Annotated in this window: 12 protein-coding genes; 5 read left to right on the forward strand and 7 right to left on the reverse strand. The window is 41.6% G+C overall.

Annotated elements, in window-relative coordinates; all coding sequences use genetic code 11:
* Both ABZD21_RS12530 and argS read right to left on the reverse strand, forming a co-directional pair.
* Positions 1 to 234 (reverse strand): signal recognition particle receptor subunit alpha (locus ABZD21_RS12530; protein WP_372775360.1); only part of this gene is annotated, 234 nt, incomplete at its 3' end.
* A 402-nt stretch (positions 235 to 636) separates the two neighbouring features.
* Positions 637 to 2,430, reverse strand: a complete 1,794-nt coding sequence (argS, locus tag ABZD21_RS12535; protein ID WP_372775361.1) for an arginine--tRNA ligase — start codon at positions 2,428 to 2,430, stop codon at positions 637 to 639.
* A gap of 428 nt (positions 2,431 to 2,858) precedes the next feature.
* On the opposite strand from argS, the gene ABZD21_RS12540 reads away from it, so the two are divergent.
* On the forward strand, positions 2,859 to 3,398 hold the full coding sequence (locus ABZD21_RS12540) for a PolC-type DNA polymerase III (RefSeq protein WP_372775362.1): 540 nt from the start codon (positions 2,859 to 2,861) through the stop codon (positions 3,396 to 3,398).
* A 31-nt stretch (positions 3,399 to 3,429) separates the two neighbouring features.
* Here the strand turns inward: ABZD21_RS12540 and ABZD21_RS12545 are convergent, their stop codons facing one another.
* Together ABZD21_RS12545 and ABZD21_RS12550 are read right to left on the reverse strand one after the other, a co-directional pair.
* Positions 3,430 to 3,846: a DUF5606 domain-containing protein gene (locus ABZD21_RS12545; RefSeq protein WP_372775363.1), complete on the reverse strand. Its 417-nt coding sequence runs from the start codon at positions 3,844 to 3,846 to the stop codon at positions 3,430 to 3,432.
* Positions 3,847 to 3,953: 107 nt separating this feature from the next.
* Positions 3,954 to 6,011, reverse strand: a complete 2,058-nt coding sequence (locus tag ABZD21_RS12550; protein ID WP_372775364.1) for a TonB-dependent receptor — start codon at positions 6,009 to 6,011, stop codon at positions 3,954 to 3,956.
* 319 nt (positions 6,012 to 6,330) lie between these two features.
* Here ABZD21_RS12550 and ABZD21_RS12555 point away from each other — a divergent pair, with 319 nt between their 5' ends.
* Entirely contained in the window at positions 6,331 to 6,837 is a 507-nt protein-coding gene (locus ABZD21_RS12555; RefSeq protein WP_372775365.1) for an RNA polymerase sigma factor, read from the forward strand.
* Positions 6,838 to 6,945: 108 nt separating this feature from the next.
* Positions 6,946 to 7,503, forward strand: coding sequence for a DJ-1 family glyoxalase III (locus ABZD21_RS12560; protein ID WP_372775366.1), 558 nt, complete (start codon positions 6,946 to 6,948; stop codon positions 7,501 to 7,503).
* On the opposite strand, the gene ABZD21_RS12565 is transcribed toward ABZD21_RS12560, so the two are convergent.
* Positions 7,500 to 9,527 (reverse strand): tetratricopeptide repeat protein, encoded by a 2,028-nt coding sequence (locus tag ABZD21_RS12565; RefSeq protein ID WP_372775367.1) that lies wholly within the window; start codon positions 9,525 to 9,527, stop codon positions 7,500 to 7,502. The genes ABZD21_RS12560 and ABZD21_RS12565 overlap by 4 nt on opposite strands.
* Positions 9,528 to 9,678: 151 nt before the next feature.
* The gene (gene purL, locus ABZD21_RS12570) at positions 9,679 to 13,368 is read right to left on the reverse strand and encodes a phosphoribosylformylglycinamidine synthase (RefSeq protein WP_372775368.1); all 3,690 of its coding nucleotides are present in this window, start codon (positions 13,366 to 13,368) and stop codon (positions 9,679 to 9,681) included.
* Between the two features lie 298 nt (positions 13,369 to 13,666).
* On the opposite strand from purL, the gene ABZD21_RS12575 reads away from it, so the two are divergent.
* Together ABZD21_RS12575 and ABZD21_RS12580 are read left to right on the forward strand one after the other, a co-directional pair.
* Positions 13,667 to 14,167: a YkgJ family cysteine cluster protein gene (locus ABZD21_RS12575; RefSeq protein WP_372775369.1), complete on the forward strand. Its 501-nt coding sequence runs from the start codon at positions 13,667 to 13,669 to the stop codon at positions 14,165 to 14,167.
* 99 nt (positions 14,168 to 14,266) lie between these two features.
* A complete protein-coding gene (locus tag ABZD21_RS12580; protein WP_372775370.1) occupies positions 14,267 to 14,686 on the forward strand; it encodes a DsrE family protein in 420 nt (139 codons plus the stop codon).
* 36 nt (positions 14,687 to 14,722) lie between these two features.
* On the opposite strand, the gene ABZD21_RS12585 is transcribed toward ABZD21_RS12580, so the two are convergent.
* Complete coding sequence (locus ABZD21_RS12585) at positions 14,723 to 17,800, reverse strand: PAS domain-containing protein (protein ID WP_372775371.1); 3,078 nt, start codon at positions 17,798 to 17,800, stop codon at positions 14,723 to 14,725.
* Positions 17,801 to 18,131 lie beyond the last annotated feature (331 nt).

The raw sequence follows: 18,131 nt of genomic DNA on the forward strand, positions 1-18,131 counted from the left end.
CACAACTTTCACCATCATTTCGCCGGGTTTTACGGCGTTCAAAACGTTTTCGCCAAGGGCTTTTTCCTTAACCGTTTCGGTAAATGATTTGGCTATTTTAAAGTTAACGTCAGCATCCAATAAGGCTCTTCTGACTTCTTTTAATGTCTCAGCAACATTGATTTCGGTAATTTTCCCCTGCCCTTTCAGCAGTTTAAACGACCGTTCTAACTTCTCATTAAGATTTTCAAACATAGCAGAAGTACAATTGATTTTTTAAAGCTCGTGCAAAAGTACAAAAATAAAACGAAGAAGAATTTTAAAAAAAATATTTTAATTCTTCGGGTTTCCTTTTCCTGTTTAACGGAATTAAAAGATAAGAGAGCGAAAAATGAAAGTGAAAAACTTGTGATCCCTGATTCTATCCATTCACATTCAATAACTGAAAAGATCACTTCAAGTTACGAAAGACTACTTTTGAAAACTTGAAAATTTCAACAATCATCTAATCGGTTGACCTTTCGCGAACAGAAAGTAAACATATAATACTCTATAGAAAAATATTATCTATTAATTTAGATTAAAAAGTCCCTTTTTCACGAATCGCAATTTTCTAGAATTTGGGGGTCAGAGGACCCCCATATTCTTTTTAATTTATTACATTCTTTCCGGAACGCGAATCCCCATCAAACTCATACCTGATTTTATAATCTTAGCCACATTGGCTGACAATACGAGGCGGAATACCCGAACATTCTCGTCCGTCTCATTCAATATAGAATGATCGTGATAGAACTGATTGTATTCTTTGACCAAATTATAAACGTAGTTCGCAATTACCGCAGGACTATATGCTTCGGCAGCTTCCTTAATTGCAGACGGGTAGAGCGAGATGGTTTTAATCAGCTCGGTTTCCTTCTCTGAAATTTGCAGAGTAGAGCCAAAATCAACGGACGGGACAATCCCCTTGTCTTCAGCTTTGCGCAATACAGATCGAATACGCGCATAGGTATATTGGATAAATGGGCCTGTATTACCGTTAAAGTCGATCGACTCTTCAGGATTGAACAACATATTCTTCTTTGGATCAACTTTCAGCATGAAATATTTCAACGCCCCCAAAGCGATTGTCTTATAGGTTTCCAGGGCTTCTTCTTCCGTGTAGCCTTCAAGTTTGCCGAGTTCTTCCGAAGTTTTGCGCGCTACCTCAATCATTTCAGCCATTAAATCATCAGCATCGACAACCGTTCCTTCACGCGATTTCATTTTTCCATGCGGTAATTCAACCATACCATAGGAGAAATGGTGTAAGTCTTTTCCCCAACTATATCCTAATTTATCGAGCAAAATAGACAATACCTGAAAATGATAGTTTTGCTCATTTCCAACTACATAAACCATCTTATCGATCGTATAATCGTCGAAGCGAAGTTTGGCCGTGCCAATATCCTGAGTCATATACACCGATGTACCGTCGCTGCGCAACAAAATTTTACGATCCAAGCCATCTTCGGTAAGGTCGGCCCAGACAGAATTATCTTCTTTTTGCTCAAAAACTCCTTCTTTCAGCCCCCGCAATACTTCATCTTTCCCTACCAAATAAGTGTCAGACTCGTAGTAAATCTTATCAAAATCAACCCCCAATTCCTGATAGGTTACATCGAACCCAGCGTATACCCATTGGTTCATCATGCTCCACAGGGCAATGGTTTCGGGGTCTTTTGCCTCCCATTTTAGCAATAGCTCGCGAGCCGCTATTATTGATGGAGCTTGCTGCTCAGCCTCATCTTTCGACACTCCTTTTGCAACTAGTTCTTCAATTTCCTGTTTATAATGCTTATCGAACAGCACATAAAAATCGCCAACCAGATGGTCTCCCTTTATTCCCGTATTTTCCGGCGTTTTTCCTTCACCCCATTTTTGCCAGGCGTACATCGACTTACAAATATGAATTCCGCGGTCGTTTACAATATTGGTTTTTACAACCTGTTTGCCATTGGCTTTCAGAAGCTCACCGAGTGAGAATCCGAGTAAATTATTCCGAATATGGCCTAAGTGAAGCGGCTTGTTCGTATTGGGCGATGAATACTCGACCATAACAAGAGGTGAATCGGGACCCGGTTTTGTAAAACCAAAATCGTCGTCGTTAAACGCCTCAGCTAGTTGATTAATCCAGTATGAAGTAGCGATGGTAATATTTAGAAATCCTTTAACCACATCGAACGATGCAACTTCCGCTACTTGATTGAGCAGAAACTGCCCCAAGTCGGTCGCTGTTATCTCGGGTGACTTTTTTGATATTCTCAGGAAAGGGAAAACCACCACTGTGAGATCACCATCCACATCCTTACGGGTATTGTTAACCTGCACATTTTTCGGATCAAATTCTTGTCCGTAAAGTTGAAGGACAGCCTCTGCGATTTTCGCTTTAATTAGTTGTTCAATAAGCATGTTTGTTTATTTTTTTAGGGAAGCGCAAAGATAATAGTTTCTGCCTTAACACTTGCGGAATGCCCCAAAAAAAGCCTCGCGGTTGAAGGAGCATGAATCGTGTAAATGCCCGTAATCTGCCGACCAGCATCTCAAAAATCAACCGTTTCGTTCAAAATCCGGGTCTGCGCCTAAACAAACGCATGTAACAAACTAATTATCAGTATCAAATTCAAAATAAAACACCACTACATATCGACGATTTACATCGAAGCACACAGGACTTTTTATTGGCTTCCCTGAACCAATAGTTGTACATTCAGCATCTCCTAGCTTGAATTATTAACCTTGCAATCCGTTCGCCGGCTGATGAAAGAGCGAAACTTTTCCATCGACCATCACAAAGTTTGAAGGCTAATCCCTATTTTTGTCCGAAACAGCCATCGAATTTGTATACTATTATCGACATAGAGACCACCGGGCAAAGTTATAAAGACGGCAAAATTACAGAGATCGCGCTTTACCGGCACAATGGAGTAGAAATCGTTGAATCATTCAGCACTCTCATTAATCCGGAATGCGAAATTCCTTATTTCATAACCCAACTGACCGGAATAGACAATCGAATGGTCGCCCGGGCGCCCAAGTTTTTTGAGATCGCTAAAAAAATAGTCGAGATGACCACCAGTGCTATTTTCGTTGCCCACAACGTTTCGTTTGACTACAAATTCATTCAGGAAGAATTTAAGCGGTTGGGGTACGATTATAAGTGTAAAACCATGTGTACCGTAAAACTAAGTCGAAAATATTTTCCGGGACACGCTTCGTATTCGTTGGGGAAGATTTGTGATGATTTAAACATCTTGATCGACGGTCGCCACCGCGCTAGTGGCGATGCGTTGGCAACAGTGAAGTTATTTGAGCTGATTATGCAGAAGCATCAGGCTGGAGAGGCAAACGGGAGCAGTTTTCAACCCAAGCTTTTCTAAACAAAAAAGCCATGCATTGCATGGCCTTATCTTATTTTTCTTCTTCGCTTGTTTCCTCTACGCTTTCCTCTTCTTCCAGGTTCAGCAAATTGCTTTTTTGAAGCAGGTTGTACCATTGAATCACCTTTTTCATATCGGACGTGTAAACCCGATCCTGATCATATTCCGGCAACACTTCGCCAAAATACGCCTTCAGAGCTTTTCCATCCAATTTAGCGACTTCGCCACCATTTTCTTTTTCCGAAATTGTTTTCAATACTTCTTTCAAAGCAACCTCGCCGGTCTGCGTAAAAATGGCAATATCTTCCAATGAACTTACTTTCGAGGTTGAATAAGCCGGCATACGCTTACCGGTAACCAGCGACTCCACAATAATGCTGTTTTTTGCTTCGGCAACCAGCTTGAACAAACCTGGCTGACCTGAAATTGACAATATACCTTTCAACATAATCTGTTTTCTAAATTTTAAGACTGCGAAGATAATACATTCCTGATGTATAAAAAAGGCCTCCCGTCCGGGAAGCCTTCAATTTATGATTAAACACTAATTACTAACTACTTACCGAAATCAAATTGATGTCGAATACCAACATTCATCCATCTCCCGGGTTGCTCCAGATTACCCATATCGACGTAATCTTGATCGAACAGGTTCGCTATGGTCAGGTAAACCTGTGTTGATGATGTTTTGTAGTAAACTTTCAAATCAGTCAACCAGAATGGCTCATAACTAGCCTCTTCCACATAAACAGCATCTTCGAACCGGGAATAGCTACCGTTACGCTCCTGATAACGGACCTTCCACGAAGCATGTAAATTCTTCCAAATGGCATGATCCAAACTCAGCACCAGTTTGTGTTTCAAATTATCCAGAACATAGTTCGAGAAGTAATTGCTTTCACCTTTTTTCAAACTGTTAAACGCATAATTTAAACCAATATGTTTTAAAAAGAAATGCTCACCGGTGAGCGGTCGAAAGTTTAAATCGGCGCTCAACTCCAGCCCATCCGACTTAATCTCGGTCAGGTTTCGTGTTTCCCACAGAAACTCCTCGCTTTCGCGAACCCAATCGATCATATCTTTCCCAATTCGATGGTAATAGGCTGCCTCCGCTTTTACGGCCGGGCTACGATATTTCACCCCTGCTTCATATGTCGTTGAACGCTCAGGTTTCAGATCTGCATTTCCCTCATTGGTTGGTCCGGAATAGTACAAATCGGTGAAGGTTGGCATCCGCAACGATTTATTAAACGATGCATACGCCTTCAGCCGTTCAGAGAGTTTATAACTCAGGTCGACGCCAGGATAGATGTTCCACTCATTGTCCAGATCCGAAATCCAATTCGCCATAGCCCCAAACGAGGCTGTGAATTTATTCAGGTACAGCGTATGTTCGCCGAAGTATGATATAATTGTCCTTGAGTGCCCTTTGTAAAAATACTGACCACTTTCTCCCGGAACTTTTATAGAATCGCCTAAGGTTTCTCCCAACACATTGCTCCAAATATTCTCGGAACGAAATTCTGCGCCAAAAGCTGTCCGCCCCAAGGTCGACTGAAACCAACTGTTCAAATTCAACCCAAAAACATCGGTCATGTGGTAGTTGTGGCCAGAATACCAACTTGCCGGGCTATCGCGAAACAGCTCAAACCGATCCTGGTGGCGTCGCCAATATGCTGCCGGTGTGAAATGCAACTTCTCTCCGGTAGTCATTTTTACCGATGCAAAAGTTGTTTTGGTCGCTTCAAACTGGTTCGGATACTTTGGCGTATAAAAACTGTTCGCGCCAAAAGCCTTGTCGGAGTAGCCAGCTTGAAAATCCAGATCTCCCGGTTCTGTTTTCAGCTTCCCATGATAAAAAATGTTGTAGGTATCGAAATCGGTATTATTAATGTATCCGTTGGATGACATGTTACTCGCTGCGATAAAGTTTGTCAGCTTCCCTGTTTTTACATTGGCCGACGCATTTAAATCACGCAATCCATGTTCTCCCAAAGCCACATCTACCCCCAGGTTATTTTCAGCTCCTGGTTCGGTTACAATATTTATTGCACCGGAAAAGGCATTCGGGCCATAAACTCTGGCCGATGGTCCATTTAAGATTTCGATACGTTTGATGCTTTTTAAACTAACCGGCACATTCAGATTGTGGTGACCGGTTTGCGGATCGGAGATGTTGATCCCGTTGAGAAGAATAAGAGTTTGGTCGAACGACCCGCCCCGGACAGAAACATCAGCCTGTACACCATATGTACCGCGCTGCCTGATGTCGACTCCCATGGCATACTCTAAAAGGTCCTGGATACTGGAGACGGGTGCCGCCTCAATTTGCTCACGCTCAATCACGGAAATAATCCGTGCGGCCTGCGAATACGTAACAGGCGCTCGCTGGGCACTAACCTCGATCTCATCAAGGTTGTAATCTGTATTCAATTTCAAACTGTCGGTTTGTGCATACGCTTCTTGCGGCAGACTTACATACAAATACCCCACTGCCAAAGCAGCAATGTGAACTTGTTTTTTTAAAGCCTGAAACAATGAATAGCCATGCCCATTCCAACGTCTGAAGTGAAGTACATCAGCCCGCTTGTGGTTGTTAAATAACTTTTTCATTGATAAATTTTCCATTACAGAAAGCCCCAAAAATAATTAAATAATACCCGAGCGAACTATACAACAGCGAATTTCAATAGGATTGTTCTCTTTTTTAACGTAACTTGATAAAAGACAAATTTGTTCAATAACACTTACATCTCCTTTAACAAAGATGATTTCCTATCGTAAACACTTAATTGTGAAGATTAAGCATTTTCAACATCAATTTTTTTTATCGTGAATAAATAAAATCGAATAATAAAAGACTGAATAATCTTTTATTATCGCAGAAGGTTATTTATATTTGTTCTAAACAATAACGTTAAATCACGCTGCCATGACACAACTTCAATTTAACAACGCGCTGCTCGGATTGCAAGACAAATTATTGTACTACGCACTGAGTTTGACTTCTGATCAGGAGAAAGCGCAAGACTTATTACAAGAAACTTTTTTGAAAGCGCTGACCTATCGTGATAAATTCGCTCAGAACACGAATTTTAAGGCATGGATTTACACGATTATGAAGAATACATTCATTAACAACTATCGGAGAAACGTTAAAGCAAAAAACACGTTCGATGGATCTAACAACGATTTCCACTTGAAATTTTCAAAGGATAAAATTTATCCGTCTCCCGATTCATTTTTCAGTTCAAAAGAAATTCTGAAAAACATCAACGCTTTGGAAGATGAATACAAGGTTCCATTTACCATGTTTTTAGATGGCTACAAATACAAAGAAATTGCTGAATATTTGAACTTACCATTGGGTACAGTTAAAAGTCGCATATTCTTCACTCGCAAGAAATTGGAGAAATCATTAAAAGATTACGCAAATTAGTTTTAGACATAGTAACACTTTCAATTTTTAGAAATGGCCCGACTCTCGGGTCATTTTTTTTGCATTTAATACTTTCCTTACTACATTTAGTTTCTTAAAGGAAATGTCATGAAAAAAATAGCAGTTCATTTAGCGGAAGGATTTGAAGAAATTGAGGCCATTACAATAATTGATGTTTTAAGACGGGCTGGTCTGGATGTAGAAACCGTATCGGTAACAGGTAAGAAATTAGTTACAGGCTCTCATCATATTTCTATTCAAGCAGACGTTTTATTTGAAGAAACTGACTATAACACCATTGACATGATTGTACTTCCCGGGGGCATGCCGGGGGCGAGGAATTTGGACGAGCATTCAGGTCTTAAAGAACAAATTCTGAATTTTCACGCACAAAAAAAGCCTTTAGGCGCCATCTGTGCTGCACCAATTGTTTTTGGACATCTAAATATTCTCAATAACAGAATGGCTGTGTGCTATCCTGGCTTTGAAACCGAATTAATGGGGGCAAAGGTGCAACAAAGCCTGTTGGCCGTTGATGAACATATTTTAACCGGACAAGGAGTTGGCGCTGCACTTGCTTTTGCGCTTAAAATAACTGAGATATTGGTCGGAAAGAATAAAGCAGACCAACTAGCGAAAGCAATGCTCGTGGACGAGCGTAATTAGGATTTTTCAGCAGCCAACGGAATTGTAAAACAAAAGGTACTCCCCACTCCGCTTTGGCTCTCCGCCCAGATCCTGCCTTTATTCAGCTGAACAAATTCCTTGCATAAAACCAAGCCCAGACCTGAACCATCTTCATTATTGGTTCCTTTTTTCCTAATCTTCGAGTCAATTGAAAATAACTGCGTTAATTCCTCGCTGGTCATTCCAATACCAGTGTCCCGAACACAAAACGACACCTCGTTATCAGTAGAACTAAAACTAATAAAAACGGAGCCGCCAGGGGGAGTAAATTTTATGGCGTTGCTTACTAAATTACGCATCACCGTTTCAATCATCATTGGTGTGGCAAAAACATAAATGTTACCGGGCACCCTGTAGTTCAACTGTATCCGTTTTAGATCTGCAGCCGGTCTCAATAAGTTGCTGATCTTTTCATGCAGCGAACTGAGCTCGAAAACGATTGGTTCGTATTTCAGGCGTCCGGTTTGCGACCGACTCCAATCCAGAAGATTTTGCAACAACCGAAAGATATTGTTCGTGGAATGATAGATATCTCGAGCGTACCGCTTTTTTTCCTTATCCTCAAAACGTTCGTATTCGTGGTGTAATAAATAAGAATAGCCAAGAACAGTATGTAGCGGATTTTTAAGGTCATGGGCTATAATGGAGAAAAACTTATTTTTCGAGGCATTTAACTGTTCCAACTCATATCGTTGGGCTTCAATTTGAATGTTTTTCTGGGTGAGAACTTTATTTATTTTCCTCCTATTATAATTTCCAAAAGAAACATAAGTTACAATGACCAGCAAAATCAGAATGGCAAAAATCCCCAGATTTCGGAACGCCTTATCTTTTTCCAATTGAATTTGCGCCAATTCTTTATCCGTATTCAATTTTGAAATTAGCGCCTCTTTTTTGGAGAATTCGTATTTTTTCTCAATGGCTGCAGCTTGAAACGAACGCTCTTCCTGGTGTAAACTATCCAGATATGTCTTATAGGTTTTGTACGTTGCGTAGGCCTTTTCAATTTGCCCGGTTTTTTCGTATACCTGAGCCATGTCTTTATAGTAAAGCTGAATGATATAAAACCCAAATTTTTCCTTTTTCGCTATATTCACTCCAGTTTCAAAAATTTCCAGCGCTTTATCGTATTGACCAAGTTCGCAGTACAAACAGCCCAATCCTTCCATCACGTATACCTGATTTCGCAGGTTTCCGTATTTCTCATAGATCTTTAAAGCCGTCCCGTAGTACGAAAGTGCTACATCCAGACTGTCTCCTTCTTCGGTATAAATATTTCCCAGATTGTTGATTACAGCGGCAACTCGCTCGTCATTTCCTTCTTGTTTGAATTTCTTCAGTGCCAACAAATAGTAAATTTTTGCAGAATCTAACCGACCGGAATCATAGTGCCCATTTCCTACCCCATTATTACTATTGCCTATCCGTTCGTTATCGCCCAGAAGTTTCGCAATTTGTCCGGCTTTTTGGTAATACTGAATTGAAGAGTCATAATCGGCCAACTGACTATACACCATTCCCATATTACAATAGATACGAGCCAGATCGTTCAAATCCGAAGTACGCTCAAAATTTTTCACGGCCTCTATTTGGCTTTCCAACGCGTTCTCAAATTCTCCCAAAAAATAAAAAGAAAGTCCGATTGAATTGTAGATCTCACCGATCACTTCAATGCTGTCGACTTTCTCGTATTGTGTTATCGCTTTTTCGTAAATGGGGACTGCGTTCGAATACTCACCCAGATCGTACAAACACTCCGCATAGTGCAAATTAGATTTAGCAATTAAATCAACCCGGTCCATTTCAGTAGCTATTGCAATACTCTCGCGGATATAGTCAAAGCATTTAACCGTATCAACTCGTTCAGTCTGACTGGCAAGTTGTAACAACGTCAATATCTTTTCCTCACCAACTTGCTCCGAAAGCAGGCTTTCCAGACTATCGGTTTTAGCAGAAACCAGATTAATTTGCAGAATTACGAGTAAAAGTAAAAGGTGACTCATAGCAGTAGGCCTTATTACAAAGATGTCGATTTTATTGAACTATTGATAAAATCAACCTATGAATTTTGGCCAATTAACCTACAAAATGGAACAATTCAGCACATAAAATAGGCTAAGAAACAAAAAAGGCTCTCCGAAGAGAGCCTTGTGACTATGCTTTTGTTTCGATAATCCAATTGCGGGCATTTACAAATGCTTCAATCCAGGGCGCCAGCTCGTCCTTTTTTCGGTTGGCAGGATAATAAGGCCACAACCAAGGGCGGAAGGCACGTTCCAGGTGAGGCATCATCGCCAAATGGCGACCATCCTTCGAACAGATAGCTGCGGCATCAAAGTCAGATCCGTTGGGGTTTCCGGGATAGAATTTATTGCTGTATTTGAACGGTATGTTATATTCATTCTCGGCATAAGGGAAACTGAACTTACCTTCGCCGTGAGCAATCCATACTCCCAGCTTCATTCCAGCCATCGTTTTTAGCATCACCGAGTTGTTTTCAGCGATCTCAACACCCAGAAAAGCCGATTCGAATTTGTGCGATTCGTTATGCAACATCTTTGGCATTTTCTCGTGTTCCGGGTAAATTAAGCCCAATTCAACAGCCAACTGGCAACCGTTACAAACACCCAAACTAAGTGTATCTTCACGCTTGTAGAAGTTTTCCAACGCAACACGCGCTTTTTCGTTGTATTTGAAAGCACCTGCCCATCCTTTGGCTGATCCCATTACATCTGAATTTGAGAATCCTCCGACAAAAACAATCAAATTTACATCTTCCAGATTTTCACGGCCGGCAATCAAGTCGGTCATATGCACATCCTTCACATCAAAACCAGCCAAATAAAGCATGTACGCCATTTCACGGTCACCATTTACTCCTTTTTCACGAATAATCGCCGCGTTCACACCACTTGCTGTGCGTCGTTTCAAATCAATTCCGTAATCGGCAGCCTTTCCTGAAAAGTCTTTAAAGTCGTATACCAGCTCGTTTTTCTTATAATTTTTAAAACGCTCCAGAGCCAACGCTTCACCACTTTGTCTGCGATCCATTAGATAAGATGTTTTGAACCACAATTCGCGCAGTGAGTCGACATCCAGGTTGAAGGTATCGCTACCGTTCACCACAGTAAATTCGCGGGCTTCGGCAGGAGCGCCAATTTTCACAAAACGAACGCCGGCGCCAGTCAACTTGCTTTCCAAAGCTGCCGCATCAGCTGCCTGAATAACAATAGCTGGGTTTTCGTTGAAGAATGTTTTTACGCTATCGACTTCACCAATACCGCTCAAATCCAACTTCAATCCGCTGTCATTATCGCTAAAACACAATTCCAGCAATGTGGTAATTAAACCTCCGGAAGCGACATCGTGTCCGGCTACGATCAATTCTTCTTCAATTAAATCCTGAATCGTATTGAAGACCGTTACAAAGTACTTGGTATCGGCAACAGTTGGTGCATCCTGACCAATTTTATTGATGATCTGGCCAAATGCGCTTCCTCCCAATGCCAGCGCAGTTGAGGAGAAATCGATGTAATACAGCGGCTTAGTGGCATCGTTTACCAGTACAGGCTCAACTACTTTTTTCACATCGGTTACTTCACCCGAGGCTGAAATGATTACCGTTCCCGGAGAGTAAACAACATCGTCCTTGTACTTTTGTGTCATCGACATTGAGTCTTTACCCGTTGGGATGTTTACTCCCAAAGCACAAGCGAAATCGCTGGCTGCTTTCACCGCTTTATAAATACGGGCGTTTTCGCCCTCATTTTTAGCCGGCCACATCCAGTTTGCACTCAACGAAATGCTCTTTATTTTGTCGGGCATAGGCGCCCAGATAATATTTGTCAACGATTCGGCAATTGAAAGGACTGAGCCTTTTTCCGCATCAACCATTGCCGCCACCGGTGCATGCCCGATTGAAGTGGCTAAACCACTCTTACCTTGATAGTCGAGGGTAATTACGCCCAGGTTGTTTAATGGAAGGTGCAATTTACCTGCTCCCTGTTGTTTTGCAATTCGGCCGGTAACTGAGCGGTCAACCTTATTTGTTAACCAGTCTTTACAAGCTACTCCTTCGAGCTGCAAAACGTCTTCCAGGTAAGTTTCTATTTTTGAAGGCTCGTAAGCCAGTTCAGCAAATTTTTCAGTCGAAGTGGTATCTGTCAAAACCGTTTTTGGTGGATTACCAAACATATACGAAAGCTGCCAGTCGATTGGCGTTTCTCCAGTCTTCGAATTTTTAAAGGTAAACTGCATATCACCGGTTGCTTCACCAATAACATACATTGGTGCACGTTCACGGTCGGCGATTGTCTTCAGCAAGTCAACGTCCTTCTCGTGCATCACCAATCCCATTCGCTCTTGCGATTCGTTTCCAATCACTTCTTTCTGCGACAAAGTTGGGTCACCAACAGGCAATTGAGCTGTATCAATCAGGCCACCGGTGTCTTCCACCAATTCCGACAAACAGTTTAGGTGACCACCGGCGCCATGGTCGTGGATCGATACAATTGGATTTACATCCGACTCGGCCAACGCACGAATCGCGTTGTATGCTCTTTTCTGCATCTCAGGGTTTGCTCGCTGAACCGCATTCAACTCAATCGCATTCTTAAATTCACCGGTGGCAACCGACGATACAGCGCCACCGCCCATGCCAATACGGTAGTTGTCGCCTCCTAAAAGCACCACCTTATCACCTTTTTTAGGCGATTCTTTCAAACTATCCTTTTTGCGGCCAAACCCAATACCGCCGGCCATCATGATGACTTTATCGAATCCGTATTTCTTGTAATTCTCGAAATGTTCGAATGTGAGAACAGAACCACAGATTAGCGGTTGGCCAAATTTATTCCCAAAGTCGCTGGCACCATTCGATGCTTTAATCAGAATTTCTTCGGGTGTTTGATATAACCATGGTCGTTCTTCGGTGGCTTGCTCCCAGCTGCGCGCATCTTCAGTGCGTGGATAAGAAGTCATGTAGACTGCTGTACCCGCGATAGGCAAACTACCTTTACCACCGGCAATCCGGTCGCGAATTTCACCTCCGGTTCCGGTTGCGGCACCGTTAAACGGCTCCACTGTAGTCGGAAAGTTATGTGTTTCAGCTTTCAGTGAAAGCACAGTTTCAATGTCTTTTACTTCAAAAAAATCTGCCTTGTCCTGCGTTTTTGGAGCAAATTGCTCTACTGTAGGCCCAGCCACAAACGAGCAATTATCTTTGTACGCCGAAACAATTTTGTTTGGGTTTTCTTTCGATGTTTTTTTAATCATCTGAAAAAGAGAAGATTCCTGCTCTACCCCATCGATTACAAAAACACCATTGAAAATCTTGTGCCGGCAGTGTTCCGAGTTTACCTGAGAGAAACCAAACACTTCACTGTCTGTGAGTTTACGTCCCATTTTCTCTGACACAGAATTCAAGTAATCAATTTCATCCTCACTCAATGCCAAACCTTCCTGTTCGTTGTAGGCAGCAATATCATCTATGCCAATAATCGGATCTGGCTTTTTCTCAATTGTAAAAATGCTTTGCTTTAAGCCATCGTACATCCGCTGCAACATTGGGTCGAACCCTGCTGAAGAATCCGGCACCGCCATAAATTCCTCAATACGGATAATGCCTGAAAGCCCCATATTTTGGGTAATTTCAACAGCATTGGTACTCCAGGGTGTAATCATTTCCTTTCGCGGACCGACAAACCAACCGTTCAGGTTTTCACTGGCAACAAATGTTGCTTCGCCAAACAGCCAACCCAGTTTTTCGATGTCAGCATCAGCAAAGGAAGCTACTGATTGTACAGCAATTACACTGTTTTGAGGAGTTCTAAAGAATGAAATCATGTTAAATCTGTTTAAGATAAAATTGACATGTTTTTTTGGTCATCCGACCATTTATTTGATCTTGCACCGGAGCGATCCTCCGGAGTTTTGCGGCCCTCACAAAGGCCTCTCAGAAAACGCTGCAAAGATAGAAATTACTTAAAAAGAATCGGGCAGTAGCGGAGTAAAACGCCTCTTTTGTGAATAATTACGCCCTGATGTTAACAACAAGCTAATAGAAGGAGAAAAATGTTCATCGCACAAAAGATTTTTCAGAATAATTTCATCTTTAACTACTTTTGCTTCAAAATTTAGAATTATGGCCTATAACTTCTCAAACTACCACGCTTTCATTGCCAATGTTGATCGGCGCGCCGAGGCACTGGAGGAATTGCACAAAACCCACATGAAATGCAAAAAGGGTTGCGATTTGTGTTGTATGAATTACCAGATTTTTCCGGTTGAGTATTTTGCCATCGAACAGGCTTTAAAAGTGAAAGCCGCAGAAACCATGGAGTCGACAAACGGAAGTTGTGTCTTTCTAAAAAATCACTATTGTCAGATCTACGAAAGTCGTCCGTTCATTTGCCGCACACACGGCCTGCCACTTCTTTTTATGAACGATGAACAATGGGAACTTTCGGTTTGCGAACTTAATTTTACAGAGTTCGACGATGAGGAATTTTCGGAGGAAAACACCTTGCTTCAAGACAAATTCAATAGCGAACTATTCCTGCTAAACAAACAATTTATCGCCGATAACAAACTCAACTTTTCGGAATTCGATCTGCTGGAAATGAAAGACTTGCACCGAGATTAAAAGCCCGAAAGAAGTAATAATAAATGTTTAAATATCGTTTTCAGGTTTTGATATCCGTCAAATGCTCTATAACTTGTTGCCTGAATTGAAGACTGCGCCATGAAAAAACTCATATTTATACTTTTATTGACAACAGGATTGTCTAATTTCACCTATGCTCAAGACAATAAAATGAATGACAACAGTAATAAGGTGGCCATAATTTGGTCGAGCCAAGATCCGGAAGTTGCCGAAAAGGTTTGCTTCATGTATGCGCTAAATGCAAAAAAACAAGGCTGGTTCGACGAAGTTGTTCTGATTGTTTGGGGCCCTTCGGCAAAACTACTGGCTGAAGACGAAGAGCTGCAGGCTGAAATCCATAAAATGATGGAAGCCGAGGTGGTTGTTGAAGCGTGTATTGCCTGTGCCAAGCTTTACGGGGTAGACCAAGTTCTGACTGATTTAGAGATTGACGTTCGCCCAATGGGAGTCCCTCTCACAACCTACCTTAAAGAAGGTTGGCATACCTTGAATTTTTAGCTCCACCGCCCCTCGCTTCAAATCAATCCGTCCGGTTTATGACGGATCGATTACTTTCAGGAGATCATCCAATTTAAAAGGTTTTCCCAGAAATGCATCCATGCCAATCTGCATACAGTGCTCCACATCTTCTTTCATGGTATTGGCCGTCATTGCAATTATCCGAACCGCCTTCTCCGTTGAACGCTGCTGCTCCATTTCACGGATTAACTTGGTAGCTTCAACTCCGTTCATAACAGGCATTTGAATATCCATAAGAATATAATCGAATTGTTCCTTCTCAAACAAATCTATTGCTTCTTTTCCATTATAAGCTAAAGTCAAGTTCGGACAGAAATCTTTTAAGCTATGCTCTGCAACCTTCATATTGATTCTGTTGTCCTCAACAATCATGATCCGTTTCTTCTTAAAATCAGACTTAAACTCCCCAAGCTTATCGATCTCCAGTTCATACCTACCGGAACTACCCAAAACAGTAGCAACGCTCTGATATAGTTTTTCCAGTTTCACAGGCTTGTTCAAGTAAAAGTCGAAATCAGATTTACACAATTCAGCCCTACCAATCGCATCGGTGACTGACGAGGCCAGGATCAATTTCAAATCGGCATACTGTGGCACCTGCTTAATACGGAGCGCCAACTCCATGCCATCCATCCCTGCCATCTGGTAGTCGAGCACAGCCAGATCTAACATAATTCCATTTTGAGCAAATTGAGCCAACTGCGCCAGAGCATCCGCACCATCACACGCCTCATACACTTTCACCGACCAGCTTTCGAGATATTCGCGGAAAATTAGTCGATTAGTCTTGTTGTCATCAACAACCAATACATTAAGGTTTTCAAACGATATATTCCGAATAGAAAAATTACGACTTGTTCCTTCCGTCTCTGTCATTTTTAGCTGGAACGAAAATTTCGATCCCTTGCCCCCTTCACTTTCCAGCGTGATTTCACTTCCCATTATTGAAACCAGACGTTGGCTAATCGCCAGACCGAGTCCTGTACCTCCATATTTCCGAGTTGTGGAGCTGTCGACTTGAGTAAACGACTGAAATAGCTTTTGCTGTTGGCTAATCGGAATCCCAATTCCGGTATCCCGCACTTCGAATCGAATCTCGGCCTCCTTATCTGTTGAGCTTATAAGTTCAGCCGACAAACAAACTTCACCCTTGGCTGTAAATTTCACGGCATTACTAACCAGGTTGGTTAACACCTGCTTCAACCGGACATAATCACCTAATACAAACTCGGGAATTTCCGGATCGACATAAGTAAGGAAATCGATTCCTTTATCACCTGCCTGTATTGCCTGTATATCAGCTACATCCTCCGCAATCGTGCGAATATTAACCGGAGCTGATTCAAGATCAAGTCTTCCTGATTCTATCTTGGAGAAGTCCAAAATATCATTGATTATTGCCAGCAACGTTTGACCCGATTTCATGATTATATCGAGGTATTCACGCTGCACTTCATCCAACTTTGTCCTTTTCAGAATATCAGCCATTCCAATGACTCCATTCATCGGAGTTCTGATTTCATGGGACATATTAGCTAAAAACATACTTTTAGCTTTGTTAGCTTCTTCAGCCTTTTCTTTCGCTTTTTGTAATTCAATTTTTGCAATTTCCTGCAACGTCACATCACGGGAAATTCCCACCAATCCAACCACCTCGTTCCGATCATTCTTAATCGGTACTTTTGTTGAAGATAACCAGACACTTTCTCCGTTGCTACCGGATTTCTTCTCAATGTGATTGATGAGCGGTTCACCGGTTAAGAAAATCGCTTGTTCGTGCTTAAACGAATCCTGTGCATTTTCATGAGTGCTGATATCAGCATATGTTTTTCCAATAACTTGTTTATAATCTTCGATGCCGTTGGCAATACAATGAGCCTTGTTCACCCGAACATACCGCAGTTTTGAATCTTTAAAAATGATTCGATCAGGAATATTGTTCATTAAAGCAAACAGTAACTCTTTCTCTCGTTTCAATTCTTCTTTGAAAAGCTGTTCAGAAGTTACATCACGACTTACGCCGACCAATCCAACGCACTCGCCCGATTCATCCATCATTGGAATTTTCGACGATGTCACATAGCGGAACCCCATAACGGTTTCAATCCGCTCCAACTTGTTAATTACAGGCACACAGCTCGTCATCAGCTCTTGTTCGTCACGGAACGCCTGTTGAGCGTGAACCGGATCAAAGAAATCGAAATCAGTTTTGCCAATCGCCTCTTTGCAATCCGCAATACCGATGGTTTGGGCCTGTGCTTTGTTTATTCGAGTAAACCTCGAGTCTCTATCTTTATAATAAATTGTATCCGGGATATTGTCCAATAGCACTTGTAAATCGTGTTCTTCTTTTTTCAAATGCTCCTGAACTTGCACCTGTTCGGTTATTCGTTCGTAAATCCCTAAAACTGCGATAATCTCTCCTGAGTCATCTCTGACCGGGATCTTGCTTTTTCGGACAATATCAAAGCTGTCATTGAAATGCACGACTTTTTCATCGTAATTCAGAATCGCCTCGCCGGTCGTCAACACTTTCTGGTCTGACAGGTGGTTTCGAGTTGCTGTTTCTTCCGGATAAAGATCACTATCGGTCAGACCGACAATATCCTCAGGACTTGACAATCCGGCATAGTCGCAAAAAAGCTGATTGCACCCCATGAATTTAAAATCCAGATCCTTCCAAAAAATCGCGATTGGCAGCTTTTGTACAATACTATCCAAAAGATCAGCCTTCTCACAAATAATCGCTTTCCGACAAACTGTCGCCAAAACTTGTTTCAATTCGTCTTTAGTACAATTTTCGGACAATATTATTGCCTGTGGAATTTGAATTTGGGAATTTGATTCCGATGATACAACCAACACAACCGGCAATTTATCTTCGCCGTTCCCTAGGTCTTCATATATTTTGCTGAATTGATTCAAATCGGCTTGGTGAACCAAAACCGCATCAGGAGAAATTTGGGCGGACGCCATCAGAAAAGCCTCGGTTGTTTGAAAGAAAAATGTTCTCACGCACGACAATTCTGCGGTCAGGGGAATAAATTTTTCACAACTCTCCCCTGATTGCATAAAGACAAACAAGCTTTCCATTGGCAGTCAGTTTTATTTAGCAAGTGCAAAATTAACTAAATATTCAACTCAAAGAGCAACCATTGTCAGCAAATGTTACATTTTGCGATCTTTACACCTGTTCTAAATCATATTTTTAGCAACACAGAATATGAATTCCAATCGATTCTGGTTAAAAAACTTACAGAATCCGGATTTAAGCAGCGAACTTTTAAATCGAATGAAAACAACCGACTGAGCAAATCAACAATACCGATGAAAGCTCTACGGATCGGGACAAAATCAGAATGCCCCTCTCCTCTAACCGGTTTAAACAATGGTTAAATTAAATTTCTACTGATCAAAAATTGCT

This window comes from Mangrovibacterium sp., from assembly GCF_041596335.1.
Taxonomy (GTDB): Bacteria; Bacteroidota; Bacteroidia; order Bacteroidales; family Prolixibacteraceae; genus Mangrovibacterium.

What these genes read in the sequence shown, in the direction of transcription:
- argS (WP_372775361.1), bottom strand. Translation starts at nt 2,430, where the DNA reads ATGCTTATTGAACAACTAATTAAAGCGAAAATCGCAGAGGCTGTCCTT.
- ABZD21_RS12545 (WP_372775363.1), bottom strand. Translation starts at nt 3,846, where the DNA reads ATGTTGAAAGGTATATTGTCAATTTCAGGTCAGCCAGGTTTGTTCAAG.
- ABZD21_RS12550 (WP_372775364.1), bottom strand. Translation starts at nt 6,011, where the DNA reads ATGAAAAAGTTATTTAACAACCACAAGCGGGCTGATGTACTTCACTTC.
- ABZD21_RS12555 (WP_372775365.1), top strand. Translation starts at nt 6,331, where the DNA reads ATGACACAACTTCAATTTAACAACGCGCTGCTCGGATTGCAAGACAAA.
- ABZD21_RS12560 (WP_372775366.1), top strand. Translation starts at nt 6,946, where the DNA reads ATGAAAAAAATAGCAGTTCATTTAGCGGAAGGATTTGAAGAAATTGAG.
- ABZD21_RS12565 (WP_372775367.1), bottom strand. Translation starts at nt 9,527, where the DNA reads ATGAGTCACCTTTTACTTTTACTCGTAATTCTGCAAATTAATCTGGTT.
- purL (WP_372775368.1), bottom strand. Translation starts at nt 13,368, where the DNA reads ATGATTTCATTCTTTAGAACTCCTCAAAACAGTGTAATTGCTGTACAA.
- ABZD21_RS12575 (WP_372775369.1), top strand. Translation starts at nt 13,667, where the DNA reads ATGGCCTATAACTTCTCAAACTACCACGCTTTCATTGCCAATGTTGAT.
- ABZD21_RS12580 (WP_372775370.1), top strand. Translation starts at nt 14,267, where the DNA reads ATGAAAAAACTCATATTTATACTTTTATTGACAACAGGATTGTCTAAT.
- ABZD21_RS12585 (WP_372775371.1), bottom strand. Translation starts at nt 17,800, where the DNA reads ATGGAAAGCTTGTTTGTCTTTATGCAATCAGGGGAGAGTTGTGAAAAA.